Origin of the sequence: Micromonospora sp. NPDC048887, assembly GCF_040649715.1 — a bacterium.
In the GTDB taxonomy this organism is placed as follows: domain Bacteria; phylum Actinomycetota; class Actinomycetes; order Mycobacteriales; family Micromonosporaceae; genus Micromonospora.
This window is the reverse complement of record NZ_JBEZGA010000008.1, coordinates 176546-189617: the sequence shown is the minus strand read 5'-3', so window position 1 is coordinate 189617 and position 13072 is coordinate 176546. Positions and strand designations below refer to the sequence as shown.

Annotated in this window: 11 protein-coding genes; 3 read left to right on the top strand and 8 right to left on the bottom strand. The window is 75.1% G+C overall.

Annotated elements, in window-relative coordinates; genetic code table 11:
* Positions 1-34: 34 nt before the first annotated feature.
* The gene (locus AB0C17_RS15295) at positions 35-412 is read left to right on the top strand and encodes a DUF742 domain-containing protein (protein ID WP_030501200.1); all 378 of its coding nucleotides are present in this window, start codon (positions 35-37) and stop codon (positions 410-412) included.
* Position 413: 1 nt separating this feature from the next.
* The gene (locus tag AB0C17_RS15290) at positions 414-1007 is read left to right on the top strand and encodes an ATP/GTP-binding protein (protein WP_269702284.1); all 594 of its coding nucleotides are present in this window, start codon (positions 414-416) and stop codon (positions 1005-1007) included.
* Positions 1008-1130: 123 nt separating this feature from the next.
* On the opposite strand, the gene AB0C17_RS15285 is transcribed toward AB0C17_RS15290, so the two are convergent.
* From AB0C17_RS15285 to AB0C17_RS15275, 3 genes are all read right to left on the bottom strand, one after another.
* Positions 1131-2351, bottom strand: a complete 1221-nt coding sequence (locus AB0C17_RS15285; RefSeq protein WP_357381480.1) for an ABC transporter substrate-binding protein — start codon at positions 2349-2351, stop codon at positions 1131-1133.
* 121 nt (positions 2352-2472) lie between these two features.
* Positions 2473-4869, bottom strand: coding sequence for a transposase (locus AB0C17_RS15280; protein ID WP_357478963.1), 2397 nt, complete (start codon positions 4867-4869; stop codon positions 2473-2475).
* A gap of 40 nt (positions 4870-4909) precedes the next feature.
* A complete protein-coding gene (locus AB0C17_RS15275) occupies positions 4910-5860 on the bottom strand; it encodes a DNA primase (RefSeq protein WP_357478960.1) in 951 nt (316 codons plus the stop codon).
* Between the two features lie 145 nt (positions 5861-6005).
* On the opposite strand from AB0C17_RS15275, the gene AB0C17_RS15270 reads away from it, so the two are divergent.
* Positions 6006-6347: a helix-turn-helix transcriptional regulator gene (locus tag AB0C17_RS15270; RefSeq protein ID WP_354864763.1), complete on the top strand. Its 342-nt coding sequence runs from the start codon at positions 6006-6008 to the stop codon at positions 6345-6347.
* Positions 6348-6411: 64 nt separating this feature from the next.
* Here the strand turns inward: AB0C17_RS15270 and AB0C17_RS15265 are convergent, their stop codons facing one another.
* The 5 genes from AB0C17_RS15265 to AB0C17_RS15245 form a co-directional block, all read right to left on the bottom strand.
* Positions 6412-7095: a permease prefix domain 1-containing protein gene (locus AB0C17_RS15265; protein ID WP_357381486.1), complete on the bottom strand. Its 684-nt coding sequence runs from the start codon at positions 7093-7095 to the stop codon at positions 6412-6414.
* Positions 7096-7156: 61 nt separating this feature from the next.
* Positions 7157-8995, bottom strand: coding sequence for a thiol reductant ABC exporter subunit CydC (gene cydC, locus AB0C17_RS15260; RefSeq protein WP_357478957.1), 1839 nt, complete (start codon positions 8993-8995; stop codon positions 7157-7159).
* Positions 8996-9029: 34 nt separating this feature from the next.
* Entirely contained in the window at positions 9030-10709 is a 1680-nt protein-coding gene (cydD, locus tag AB0C17_RS15255; protein WP_357381490.1) for a thiol reductant ABC exporter subunit CydD, read from the bottom strand.
* Positions 10706-11713 carry a cytochrome d ubiquinol oxidase subunit II gene (locus tag AB0C17_RS15250; protein WP_357381492.1) on the bottom strand — a complete coding sequence of 336 codons (1008 nt, stop codon included), beginning with the start codon at positions 11711-11713 and terminating at the stop codon, positions 10706-10708. The genes cydD and AB0C17_RS15250 overlap by 4 nt, the downstream gene beginning before the upstream one ends.
* Positions 11714-11724: 11 nt before the next feature.
* On the bottom strand, positions 11725-12972 hold the full coding sequence (locus tag AB0C17_RS15245; RefSeq protein ID WP_357478955.1) for a cytochrome ubiquinol oxidase subunit I: 1248 nt from the start codon (positions 12970-12972) through the stop codon (positions 11725-11727).
* Positions 12973-13072 lie beyond the last annotated feature (100 nt).

The following is a 13072-nucleotide window of genomic DNA, read 5'->3' as shown; positions in this document are numbered from 1 at the left end:
GCCGGTGCCGGGTACGAGGGAGGTGAGCGGCGAAATGGCGGATCGTGACGAGCCGACCGGAGCGTTGGTCCGGCCGTACGCCGTTACCCGCGGTCGTACCCGTCCCCGGCTCGACATCGCCCTGGAGGCGCTCGTCGAGACGACGGTGCGCGGCCGAGCGGTTGCCACTGGCAATGGTGGCCACGGTCGTGAACACCAGTACATCGCCGCGTTGTGTGACGGACGTGTGCAGTCGCTCGCCGAGATCGCGGCGCGGATGCAGCTTCCGCTCGGCGTGGCCCGGGTGCTCATCGCCGACATGGCGACGGACGGCCTGGTCGCGGTCCACGAGCCGACCATTTTGGACGACTCCGACGACGCGGTGGGCACTGAACTGCTGGAGAGGGTGCTGAGTGGACTTCGCAGGCTCTGACATGTCGCACCGGCCGCCGGCCCAGAGCGGCCGCGTGACGTCGGCGAAGATCGTTATCGCCGGTGGGTTCGGCGTCGGCAAGACGACGCTGGTCGGCTCGGTCTCGGAGATCACGCCGCTGACCACCGAAGCGATCATGACCTCCGCCGGTGTCGGCGTCGACGACACCCGGCAGGTGCCGGGCAAGACGACGACCACGGTGGCGATGGACTTCGGTCGTATCTCGATCGACCGTGACCTGATCCTGTACCTCTTCGGTACGCCGGGTCAGACGCGGTTCTGGTTCATGTGGGACGAGTTGGTCCGTGGTGCGATCGGCGCTGTGGTGCTGGTCGACACCCGGCGGCTCGCCGACTGCTTCGCCGCCATCGACTTCTTCGAGCACCGGCGGCTGCCGTACCTGGTGGCCATCAACTGCTTCGACGGCATGCAGTACCACGATCCGCAGGACGTCCGGGACGCGCTGGCGATCTCCCGCGACGTGCCGGTGGTGCCGTGCGACGCCCGTAACCGGGAGTCCACGAAGCACGTGCTGATCTCGCTGGTCGAGTACGTGCTCACCATGCGGCGCTCGCGGGCCGTCGCGCCCGCCTGACCGGCGCGCGGAAGCGCCCGGCGGCCTGAGGCCACCGGGCGCTTCCTGGCGTCTGGGAACGGACACGGTACGCGATCACCCGGTGACCCTCCATACAGGACGGTCGCCGGGTGGCGTCTCCGGTCAGGCGTACCGGGTCCAGGTGCCCCGGAACACCTGGTACACGGCGAGCGAGTCGGGCTCCATGCCGCCGTGCCGGTCGGCGCTGAACGCGTACCCGCCGGCGATGCCCTCGACGGTCTGCGCCTGGAGGAGGGCCCGCAGCCGGCCCCGGTCCAGGCTCGTCGCCATCCGCGCCGACGTGGCGAGGAGCTGGAGCGCGTCCGAGGCGTACGGGGCGAAGTCCGGGCTGACGCCGTGGCGCTGCGTGTAGCGGTTGACGAAGTCCCGGCGGGCCAGCTGCGCCGTCGTGGTGGCGGTGGCCGCGGAGACGTCCAGGCAGGCCGGGTGCACCGCGTACGCGCCCTCCACGGCGGCGGCGTTGGCACCCTGCACGGTGTCGTCGGCGACCGCCCCGGCGTCGAAGAAGATCGGCCCGCGGTGGCCGGCGGCACGCAGCTCCCGCGCGGCGACTCCGGAGTCGGGCGCGGTACCCCAGACCACCACGCCGTCCCGCTGCCCCCCGGCGACGCGCTCGGCGGCGGCACGGAAGCGCCGACCGGTCGCCGGCAGGCGTACCGTGCGGACCAGGTCGGTGGTGCTGTCGGCGAGCGCCTCCCGCATCGCCCGCACACCCGAGTCGCCGTGCATCCCGTCGGCGGCGAGCACCGACACCCGCCGGATCTTCTTGGACTCGAACAGCTCCACCAGGCGCCCGGCCATGTCCACGGCGTCCGGGGTGAGCTTGTAGGTGAACGTGCGTTCGTCCAGCGGCTGCACGATGCGGTCACCGTAGCCGAGTGACAGGAAGGGCGTCTTGACCCGCTGGGCGGCCGCCGCGAGGGCCATCGAGGTCTCGCCGAGCACACCGCCGATCAGCGCCTGGGCGCCGACCCGGGTCAGATCGGCGGCATGGCGCGCGGCGACCTCGGGATTGCTGCCGTTGTCCAGGATCTGCAGCCGGACCGATCGGACCAGGTTCCCGACCGGTACGCCGGCGCGGTTCAGCGAGTCGGCGGTGAGTTGCAGGGCCTGCCGCTGGGCGGCACCGAGCAGCGCCCCCGCGCCGGTCAGCTCAAGACTCGCCCCGACGATCAGGTCCTGGTCGGCCGGCGCGCTGCTGGACGGGCCGTCGTCCGGCCGCTGGCCCTGCGGCGCGCAGCCCGCGAGCAGCAGGCTCCCGGCCGCGGCGGCGAGGACACCCCGCCGGGTGAGCACAGTGGAGTCGAACGCCGGTGTCGCCAATGGAATCGCCTTCCCACCCCGGCGAACAGGCGCCGCCGCTGGTCCGCCGGGTATGTTCCCGGCCGGTCCAGCCCAGCGTCAAATCGCCCCGGTGTGGGATGAAACACCCGGCGAGCCCGGGTCAGGAGCGGTAGCCCGCCGAACGGTACTCGTATTCCCGGTCGTCGTCGCGGTCACCGGTGTCGCGGGTGAAGTCCCAGCCCCCGGCCGCCTCACGGCCCGGACGGCCGCCCACGGCGAAGCCGCCGATCTCCTGACCGCGCCGCCACCCCCGGAAGTAGCCGGTGGTGTTCTCGGCGAGGCTCGCCGCGTTCCGGACGATGCGCAGTGGACGCTCCTCGCGCAGCGGGGAACCCGGCACCAGGTTGGCCTGCGGTACGCGCTTGGGCAGACCGGCCTTGGTCTCCGCGCCGACGGCCGGGCGGGCCGCCTGCTCGGCCGCCTGCCAGCCGGTGTCGGCGGTGGTCGACCAGTCCAGGTCGGCCTCGTCGCCGTGCCCGACGAACCAGGCGGACTTGGCCTGCGCGAAGATCAGCAGATCGCCGTCACCCTCGTCGGAGACCGGCGGCGGCCGGTGCTCCTTCGGCGCGGGACGCCGCTCGGGCGCGGCGGGCAGCGGGACCCGGCCCGGGTCGCCCTGGTCGACCAGACGCAGCGGGGGCGTCTCCAGACCGGGGCTCATCTCGTCGCGCAACGCGCGGTCGGCGAGCGGCGGCGGCTCCACCAGCCGCAGCATCGGCGGCTCCTGCGGCAGGTCGTCGGCGAGCCACGGCGGCGTGACGCGGCCCGGGTCGCTCGGCGCGTCCACGCCTCGCCCGTACGGGTAGGTGGTGCCCTCCCGCTCCCGCGCGGCGTCGTCCTCGTTGTTCACCAGCGGCCAGTTCGCCCGGGAACCCGGCGGAGCCGCCTCCGGCGCGGGCGGGCGCGGGGCCGGCACCGGGATGCTCAGGTCGGTGGCGCTGAACCCACCGGTCGGCGGTTCCTGGTGCTGGTTGGTCTTGGGCCGGGGCGGGATGACGGTGCGCTGCCGCTCGGCCCGGGCCTTGTTGATCGCCGCGGTGGTGAGCGTCGGGCGGAACGGCTCGCCAGCCTCGGCCGGCGGGACGGCGCCACGCGGGGAGGGCGCGATCGGCGTGATGCCCGGCGGCGGCGGGGGCGGCGCGGAGACCGGCCGGTTGGTGGGGCCGTCCACCCGCGACGGCAGTGGCGCGCCGGTCGGCTCGGGCCGTGCCGGGGGAGCAGACGCCGGCCGGCCCAGTGCGGCCGCCGGAGCGACGGGCGTGACCGGGGCCGGGGCGACGGGCGGCGGCGTCACCGGTGCGGGCGCGACAGGTGGCGGGCCGAGCGGCCGGGGTGTCGTCGTGGCGGCCGGACCGGACACCGGCTCCGGGCGGCTGCGCCGCCCACCGGGGACCGGCTCGGGACGGCCGCGACGGCCGGCCGGCTCGGGTGCCCCGGCCGGCTCGGGACGACCGTGGTGGGGCTCGGCGGCCGGGCCGGGCTGGAGGGAGCGCACCGGCCGAAGGTCGGCCGCCGACGTCGAGGCCAGCTCGTCGACCTGCTCTCCCCGTCGGGCGGCGGCCCGGCGGCCGGTCGCGGGAGTGGGCGCGGTGCGTTCGGCGAGCGCGCCGACGAGCGCGTCGCAGCCGGCGTCACAGGTCCGGACCGAGGCGACGGCCTGCCGTACGGTCTCGGCGACGGCCGCGGTGAGCGTCCGGTTCACGGTGGCCCGCCGGGGCGTCTCGGAGATGGCGACGCGCAGCGCGGTCACCGCGTCGGAGACGGCGTCGGCGTCGGCCACCCCTTCGCCGGCCAGATGGGCGACCACCGCGTCGGCGGTCAGCCCGCCGTCGCGGCCGCCACGGGCCGCGGGGCCGGTGAGCATGCCCGGTTCGGGCAGCGCGTCGAGCACCGCCAGGGCGACCCGGTCGGCGGGGTCCGGATAGGCCCGCAGCGCGGCCGGATAGAGCTCGCGGAGCACCTCGCGCAGCGTCACCGCAGCGGAGTGCCGGCCACTCGCCAGCGCCGCGTGCGCGGCCAGGACCTGCGTGTATCCGGCGAGTTCGCGCGGGGCCGGGAGGGTAACCGCGGAGAGCGCGCCGGCCTGGAGCGCGCGGGCCAGCCCGACCGCCCGGCGCTCGGCGGGCGGGGACTGCATCTCCTCCAGGGAGTCGTCGTCGGCGAAGCGCTCGGCGAAGTCGTCGACCGAGTCGTCGTCGGCGATCGCCAGCGGCCGGCCGGCGGCGCTCAGCAGCGAGGTGACGATGTGGTCGTCGCTGTCGGCGGCGATGGCCGCCCCGCTCGGACCGCCGGACCGCTCCACCAGCAGCGCGACCAGCCGGGCGTAACCGGCGGGATCGTCACCGATCTCGCAGACGTGCAGCAGACGGCCTGCGTCGTCGACCACAGCGGACGTCAGCGTCGTTCCGGCCGAAGCCGTTCGGTCGGCCGGATCTGCCGAGGCCAGACCGCAGTACACGCGCACGAGCGCCACGGCGTCGTCCTCCTCCCGGGACACAGGTCTTGCACTGCCAGAGACTGATGCTCCCCGCTCCGGGTCAGTCGCGCCAGTCCACAACCGCAGAGATCTTCCCGACAATGGTGCGCCAACCGAGACTTGCGGTTTGTGCCCCGATTTTCTTCAGTCGGCGACGACCCAGGAAACCACCGACGCCACCGTTCACGGAAGCGCGCAGCGCCTCGTCCAGGTCGTCCAGGCTGGAGCCGGCGGAGAGCATGTCCAGCACCGCCGGTAGCCGCAGGGCGTACGCCAGGTCACGGGCGATCTCACCGGCTTCGATCAGCAGCTCGTGGTCCCACGCGTCGTGGCCGCCGCGCAGGTTCTCCACCACCAGGTCGAGCTCGTAGGTGTCCTCGTCCAGCGGGGCGATGTCGGCCGGCTCCAGCCGTTCGGACAGTTCATTCCAGCTGTCCAGCTGGGACATGTCGTTCGGCGCACCGGAACGGATGAAAGTGACCAATGACTCGGGGGTCTTGAACAGCAGGAGCCGGCCCTTGTGGGTGAGGAAGACCGGCACCTCCTCGTCGCCCGCCTCGTCCGCGTCCGCGTCGTCTTCGGCCTCGTCGTCGGCCTCGGCCGCGGCCTCGTCGTCCGAGGCGTCGGCCTTGCCCTTGCGGCGGGACTTGGCGTCCTTCTCCTCGTCCTCGTCGTCCTCCTCGGCGGAGAGGGCGGCGAACTCCTCGTCGAGGATCACCACCTCCTCGTCGTCCTCGGTCTCGACGACCTGGCGGCGGGCCAGGAACGGGTCGTCCTGGTCGCGCTCGACGACGTCGGTCGGGGTCAGCTCGCGCGCCTGCCGGTACGCCCGCAGCGTGAAGCCGGTGCCGGCGGGCAGGGCGATCTCCACCGGGTCGATCCGCACCTCGTCCCAGAGCGCGCGGTCGGCCGGCGGACGGTCCTCCTCGGCCTCGTCGGCCGCGACGGCGGCGTCGGTGTCGTCGAGCTCGGGCTCGTCGGCGTCGGGCCGTTGGGGCGACTGGCGGGCCACGCTGACCTCCGTGTGCGTTCGGGTTGCCCACCCGGCGGCGTCGCGCCGCCGAGTGACTCTGGGCACATACCCTAGTGGGCGACCGTTCCGGCCGGGAGGTGCACCCCATGGCGTCGCGGCGGGCCGACAAGTAGCGTTGCTACACATGAAGGCGCAGGCGCTGCACGGACACCTGGACGCGCTGCTGCTCGCGGTGCTGGAACGGGGTGCGCTGCACGGCTACGCGATCATCGAGGCGTTGCGAGCCCGCAGCGGCGGCGCGCTGGACCTGCCCACCGGCACCATCTATCCGGCGCTGCGCCGGCTGGAGCGCGCCGGGCTGGTGGCGAGCACGTGGAGCACTGTGAACGGCCGGGAGCGCCGCACCTACGAGCTGACCGAGGCCGGTGGCCGGGCGCTGGCCGGGGAGCGGGCCGGCTGGCGCGAGTTCAGCGCCACGGTCGGGCGGTTCCTCGGCGCGGACGAGCCGCCCACGGCGCCGGCCTGACCGCGCCCGGCCGTGCCGGCAGTGTCCCGGCCGTGCCGGGAGCGGTCAGGCCAGCGCCGGCGGCTCAGCCGGCCAGCCGGCGGTCGGCGAGCACCCAGCAGCGGGCCGCCCGGGCCAGCGCGAACCAGGCCGCCGAGACCACCACCATCCCGATGATCATCGGCGGCCAGGTGAGCGCGGCGTCCCACAGCCCGAGCGACCAGCCGAACAGCGCGCCTCCGGCGGCCGCGCCGAGCAGCAGGCTGCCGGTCAGACCGAAACCGATCAGCCGGGCCGGGTGGGCGAGCCGTGCCGTTCCCCACCGGGCGACGAGCGGACCGGCCAGCAGAGCGGCGAGCGCGAGCGCGGCGACCACGCCCCAGATGACGTTCAGCGCGGCGGAGAGCAGCAGATAGGCGGCCGGCGGCGGGGGACCGCCGCTCCAGCTCGACCCCTGCCAGGTCAGGTCACCGGTGGCCAGGAGCACCACCGCCACCACGAGCGTGCGCAGCGCCAGCCCGCGCAGCGCACCGGCGGCCAGCTCGGCCTGGAAACCCGGCACGAGCTGGGCGTCGCTGCCGAACTCGGCGACCGCCCGCCGCTGCGCCTCCGTCGGCGGCAGGCCCCGGTCCCGGTACGCCTCGACGGCGTCCTCCAGCGCGTGCCGCGCCTCGGTCAGCAGGTCGGTCTTGAGCCGGCCCGGCCCGTGCAACCGCGTGGACAACTCGTGCAGCCGGCGGTCGACCACCGCCTCCTCATGCACCCGCATGCGGTAAGCCTGCCATCGACGGCCGACACCCGCGTCAGGGAAAACCCCGACCGGCCGGGTGTCAGGGCGTGACGGCCAGGTAGCCGCGCTCGGCCGCCTCCTGGCGCAGCCACTGCTCCCGGTACCAGCCGGGGCGGGCCACCAGCTCGTCGTGCCGGCCGCGCTGCACCACCCGGCCGCCTTCGAGCACCACGATCTCGTCCAGCCCGGCCAGGCCGCTGAGCCGGTGGCTGATCAGCAGCACCGAGTGCCCGGCCGGGGTGGCGGCGAGTGCGGAGTCCAGCACGGTGTCGGCCGCCGCCGGGTCGAGCCCTTCGGTCGGCTCGTCGAGCACCAGCACCGGCGGGGCGGCCAGCAACGCCCGGGCCAGCGCGAGGCGTTGCCGCTGCCCGCCGGAGAGCTGCCCGCCCTGCTCACCGACCACCGTGTCCCAGCCGTCGGGCTGTTCGCGTACCCAGTCGAGCAGGCCGGCCGCCCGGGTCGCGGCTGCCAGGTCCGCCTCGGTGGCGTCCGGACGGCCGAGGAGCAGGTTCTCCCGGACGGTGGCGTGGAAGACGTACGCCTCGGCGAGCAGGCCGCCGACGACCCGGGGCAGGTGCTCGGCCGGGATCTCGGACACCGGCACGCCGCCGGCCGTGACCCGGCCGGTGGCCGGGTGCACCGCGCTGGTGAGCACCGCGGCGAGCGTGCTCTTGCCGGCGCCGCTCGGCCCGACCACCGCCACGCGCCGGCCGGCCGGCAGGTCGAGGTCGAACCCGTCCAGCGCGGGGGCGGCACCGGCCCGGTAGCGGACCGTCACGTCGGCGAACCGCACGTCGTGGCCGTCGACAGTGGGCTCCGGCGCGTCCGGTGGCGTCGCCGGACCGGGCTCGGTGAGCAGGTCGGCGACCCGGGCCAGCCCGGCCCGCAGTTGGGTGCGCTGGCGGGCCGCCGCGACGAGCGCGAGTGCCACCTCCACGGCGGCGAGCGAGCCGACCGCGAGGACGCCGACCAGCACGCCGCCGACCCCGGCCCGCAGCGCCACGACCACCACCGCGGCGGAGGTGAGGCCGCCGACGAGGACGCCGAGCGCGTCCACCGCGAAGCCGGTCGCGGCGAGCCGGCGTTCCAGCTTCGCCAGCCGGGCGCCCCGGTTCCCGGCGGCGGCGAGCGCGGCGCCTGTCGCACCGAACGCGGCCAGGTCGGCGGCGCCGTGGGTGAGGTCGACCGCGTCGACGGCGAGCGCGCCCCGCAGTGGGGCCACCTCGTCGGCGGCTCGGCGGGTGATCCGGGTGGCGAGCGCTGGGAGCGCCACGCCGGCCACCAGCAGACCGATTGCGAGCACACCGGCGGCCGGCGGTGAGATCAGCGCGGCGACGCCCACGGCGAGCACGCTCACCAGTGCCGCCGCCGCTCCCGGCACGAGGACGCGCAGGAGCAGGTCCTGGGCCGCCTCCACGTCGGAGACCAGCCGGCTCAGCGCGTCCCCGGTACGCCGGCCGGTGTCGCGCCGGGCGGCGAGCGTGGCGAAGACGCGCGCCCGTACGTCGGTGATCATGCGCAGGACGGCGTCGTGCCCGGCGAGCCGTTCGGTGTACCGGAACACGCCCCGGCTCACGGCCAGCGCCCGGACCGCGACGATGGCCACCGTCAGCCTGTCCAGCGGCGGCCGGCCGGCGGCGCTCATCAGCAGCCAGGTGGCGGTGGCCATCAGCGCCAGACCGGCGAACTCGGTCGCCGCGGCGAGCAGTCCGGCGCCGAGCAGCCGGCGCAGGTACGGCCGGGCCAGGCGCAGCACCGCCCGCTCGGCACCCGGCCGGGCGGGCGCGGGCGGCTCCGGCGCGCCGGAGGGCGTCACCGGCACACCCGCCGGCCCGGCGGGCTCGCGGCCCACCGGCGTCACGCCGTCGGCGGCGGTCACCGGGCCACCGCCGGGCGGGCGGGGGAGACGGGGATCATCGGGGCACCGCCGGGCCGGTGGTGGTCGGGTGCAGTTCGGTGACCCGGCCGTCCTCGACGCGCAGGATCCGGTCGGCGTCGGCGAGCAGCGCGGGCCGGTGCGCGACGAGCAGCGCGGTACGCCCGGTGACCAGCCGCCGGGTCGCGTCCAGCACGATCGCCTCGCTGGCGCTGTCCAGCCGCGCGGTCGGCTCGTCGAGCAGCACGATCGGCGCGTCCCGGAGGAACGCGCGGGCCAGCGCGACCCGTTGCCGCTGGCCGCTGGACAGGCCGTGGCCGCGTTCGCCGAGGCGGGTGTCCAGCCCGTCGGGCAGCGCGTCGACCACCTCGTCCAGCGCGGCGCCGGTGACCGCGGCGGCGAGCGCGGCATCCGGGGTGTCCGGTGCGCCGAGGCGGATGTTGTCGGCGAGCGATCCGGCGAACAGGTGCGCCCGCTGCGGCACCCAGGCCAGCTCGCGCCGCCAGGCGTCGAGGTCGACCCCGGCCAGGTCCACGCCGTCGACGGTGACCCGGCCGGAGGTCGGTGCGACGAAGCCGAGCAGCAGGTTGAGCAGCGTGCTCTTGCCGGCGCCGCTGGGCCCGATGATCGCCACGCGGTCGCCGGGCCGGATGGTCAGCGTGACGTCGCGCAGCGCCGTGGTCCGTTCGTACGCGACGGTGACGTCCTCGAAGCGGATCTCGCCCCGGCCGCGCGGCGCGGGCCGGCGGGGCTCGTCGGCGGCGGGGGTGTCGGTGGCGGAGAGCGTGAGCGCCTCGTCCAGCGCGGTGAGCCCTTCCATGCTGGCGTGGAACCGGCTGCCGGCGGCTCGCAGCGGCAGGTACGCCTCCGGCGTGAGCAGCAGCACCAGCAGCGCGGTGGAGAGCGTGAGGCCGCCGCCGAGCAGCCGGATGCCGACCGGCACCGCGACCAGCGCCACGGAGAGCGTGGCGACCAGCTCCAGCACCAGCGCGGACAGGAACGCGATCCGGAGCGTCTTCATGGTGGCCTGGCGGTGGCCGTCGGCCATCCGGCGTACCACGTCGACCTGACCCCGGGACCGGCCGAACGCGCGCAGCGTGGGCAGCCCGGCCACCATGTCGAGGAAGTGCCCGCCGAGCAGCGACAACCGCCGCCACTGCCGTTCGGTGGCGGCCTGGGCCTGCCAGCCGAGCAGCGCGCCGAAGATCGGGATGAGCGGGATGGTGAGCGCGATGATCAACGCCGAACTCCAGTCGGCGAACACGATCCGGGCCAGCACCGCCACCGGCACCGTGACGCTCAGCACGAGCTGCGGCAGGTAGCCGGTGAAGTAGGGGTCCAGCGCGTCCAGGCCGCGCCCGGCCAGCGTGGCGAGCTGCCCGGCCCGCTGCCCGGCGACCCAGGTGGGGCCGTGCTGGCCGACCGCGCCCAGCAGATCGGCACGCAGCGCCGCCTTGACCGTGGCGGCGGCCCGCGCCGCCACAGTGCCCTGCGCCCAGCTCACCAGCGCCCGCCCGGCCACCGCGGCCACGAACCCGGCCAGCGCCGGCCGGTGCAGCCGCCCGTCGAACGCCGTCGCCAGCAGCGTCGCCAGCGCGGTGGCCTGAGCGATCACCAGCAGCGCGGTGAGCCCGCCCAGCACCGCGAGCACGGCGAGGTCGCGCCGGGCCGCGGGGACCCGACGCAGCAGACGCGGGTCGAACGGGCGGCGGTTCACCAGTACACCGGTGCCCTGCCGTCGATCCGTCCCCGGAACACCCACCAGCACATTGCCTGAAAGCCTAGTAGGGCCGGCAGGAGCGGTAGCGCGAGCCATCCCAACAGCGCCAGCGTGGGGCGGCTGGCGGCCGCCTCGGCCACCGTCAGCGACGCCGCCGGGTCGGCGGTGGAGACCAGGATCCGGGGCCAGAGCGCGGCCCCGACCAGCGGCGCCGGCAGCGCCAGCGCCGTCGCGGTCGCCGCGAAGGCCACCAGGGCCCGGCCCCGCCGCAGTGCCGCGCGGGCCGTCAGCAGCGCCGCCACGAGCGCCAACGGCAGGAGTACGGCCACCGCCGGCCGCGCCACCGCGGCGCGTACCCGATCGGAGAGCAGGCCCAGGACGGTGGCGGAGCCGACCGCGACGAGTGCGGCGGGCACCAGGCCGCTCGCCAGCCGGGCGAGCGCCGGGGCCTCGGCGGCGGGCAGCCGGAGCGTGAGGAACGTCGCACCGTGCACCGCCACCAGCGCGAGCAGCGCCAGCGCGGCGGCGGCGACGAACGGGGTGGCGAGATGACCGACACCGACCACATGGCCGTCCGCGCCCACCGGCAGGCCCTGGAGCAGCCCGGCGAGCAGCGCGCCCCAGCCCAGCGCGGCGAGTACGCAGCCGGCCACCACCACCCGGTCCCAGGCGGCGCGGGCGCTGGCGGAGACCGGGCGGCTGCGCAACTGCACCCCGGCGGTCACCAGCACCACACCGGCCAGCGCGGCGAGCACGGCCGGGTAGAAGCCGGAGAGCAGTTCGCCCTCCAGCCGGGGGAACGCGCCGAACAGGATGCCGACGGCCGCCACCAGCCAGACCTCGTTGCCGAGGAAGAACGGCCCGAGCGCGGCGAGCGTGGCCCGGCTCCCCGGTGCCGGGCCGCGCCGGGCCAGCAGCAGGCCGACGCCGTAGTCGTAGCCGCCGAGCACGAGGTAGGTGGCGAAGAAGAGGCCGAGCAGGGCGTACCAGGCGAGTTCCACGGCGGGCTCCCTCAGACGAACACGGACTGGTGGTGGGCGTCGGTGTCGGGCGCGGGCGGGCGGCCGAGCGCGGGATCGTGCGCGCCCCGGGCGGCGTGCCGGGCCAGCAGCGTCCAGTTGGTCACCGCGAGCGCGCCGAGCAGCAGACTGAACCCGATCAGTGAGGCGAGCATCAGCCCTGGTGAGACGGGCGAGACGGCCTGCGCGGTGGGCAGCAGCCCGTACGCGGCCCAGGGCTGGCGGCCCACCTCGCGGGCGATCCAGCCGAGCAGCATCGCCACGAAGGGCAGCGGCAGGCCGAGCAGGATCAGCCAGAGCGGGACCTTCAGCCGGATGATCCAGTCCCGCCATAGCAGCGGCAGCAGGAGCCAGAGGGCACTGAGCGTGAAGCCGATCAGGATCATGAAGCCGAGACCGACGTTCGACAACACCGGCGGTTCCCAGTCGCCGGGGCCGAACCGCGCGGTCCAGTCGGCGACGAGCGCGTCCCGGTCCGGCCCGCCGCCGAACTTGGTCGGCTGGAGCTGCGCGACCGGACCGAACTGGGCGAAGCCGAAGCCCTGGAGCATGCTGACCGCCAGCGCCGCGGTGACCAGGCCGAGCCGCAGCGAGGTGCGGAAGAGCGCGTAGTCGCTGGTGCGCCGCAGCAGGTGCCAGGCGCTCACCGCGGCCATCAGCATGCCGCCGGTGACCAGGCTCGCCGAGATGACGTGGCCGAACGCCATGCCGAACGTGGGGTTGGTGAGCAGCGCGCCGAAGTCGGTGAGGTGGGCGACGCCGTCGCGGACCTCGTACCCGACCGGGTTCTGGAGCCAGGCGTTCGCCACCATGATCCAGAAGGCCGAGGCGTACGCGGTGATCGCCACGCCCCAGAGCAGCGCCAGGTGCACGCCGCGCCGCAGCCGGTGCCACCCGAAGATCCACATGCCGAGGAACGTGGACTCCAGGAAGAACGCCACGAGCGTCTCGATGGCCAGCGGCGCGCCGAACACGTTGCCGACGTAGCGCGACAGCCCGCTCCAGTTCAGCCCGAACTGGAACTCCATCACGATGCCGGTGGCGATGCCCAGCACGTAGTTGATCACGTAGAGCTGGCCCCAGAACCGGGTCAGCCGCTCGTACACCGGCTTGCCGGTCAGGTAGCCGGCCGTCTGCAACCCGACCAGGAGCGTGACCAGGCCGAGCGTGACCGCCACGAACAGGAAGTGGATCGAGGTGGTGGTGGCGAACTGGAGGCGGGCGAGGAGCAGCGGGTCCACTGTCGTCCTCCCATGGGTTGGCTCTCTTGTCGTAGCCAAGCTACACGTAGCATCGCTACCTATAGGGGTGCGCGAACCCGGAGAAGTCCCGTAGGGGTCG

Excerpts from the sequence above, each read along its gene's own strand:
- AB0C17_RS15295 (WP_030501200.1), top strand. The coding sequence starts at position 35 with ATGGCGGATCGTGACGAGCCGACCGGAGCGTTGGTCCGGCCGTACGCC.
- AB0C17_RS15290 (WP_269702284.1), top strand. The coding sequence starts at position 414 with ATGTCGCACCGGCCGCCGGCCCAGAGCGGCCGCGTGACGTCGGCGAAG.
- AB0C17_RS15270 (WP_354864763.1), top strand. The coding sequence starts at position 6,006 with ATGAAGGCGCAGGCGCTGCACGGACACCTGGACGCGCTGCTGCTCGCG.
- AB0C17_RS15265 (WP_357381486.1), bottom strand. The coding sequence starts at position 7,095 with ATGCGGGTGCATGAGGAGGCGGTGGTCGACCGCCGGCTGCACGAGTTG.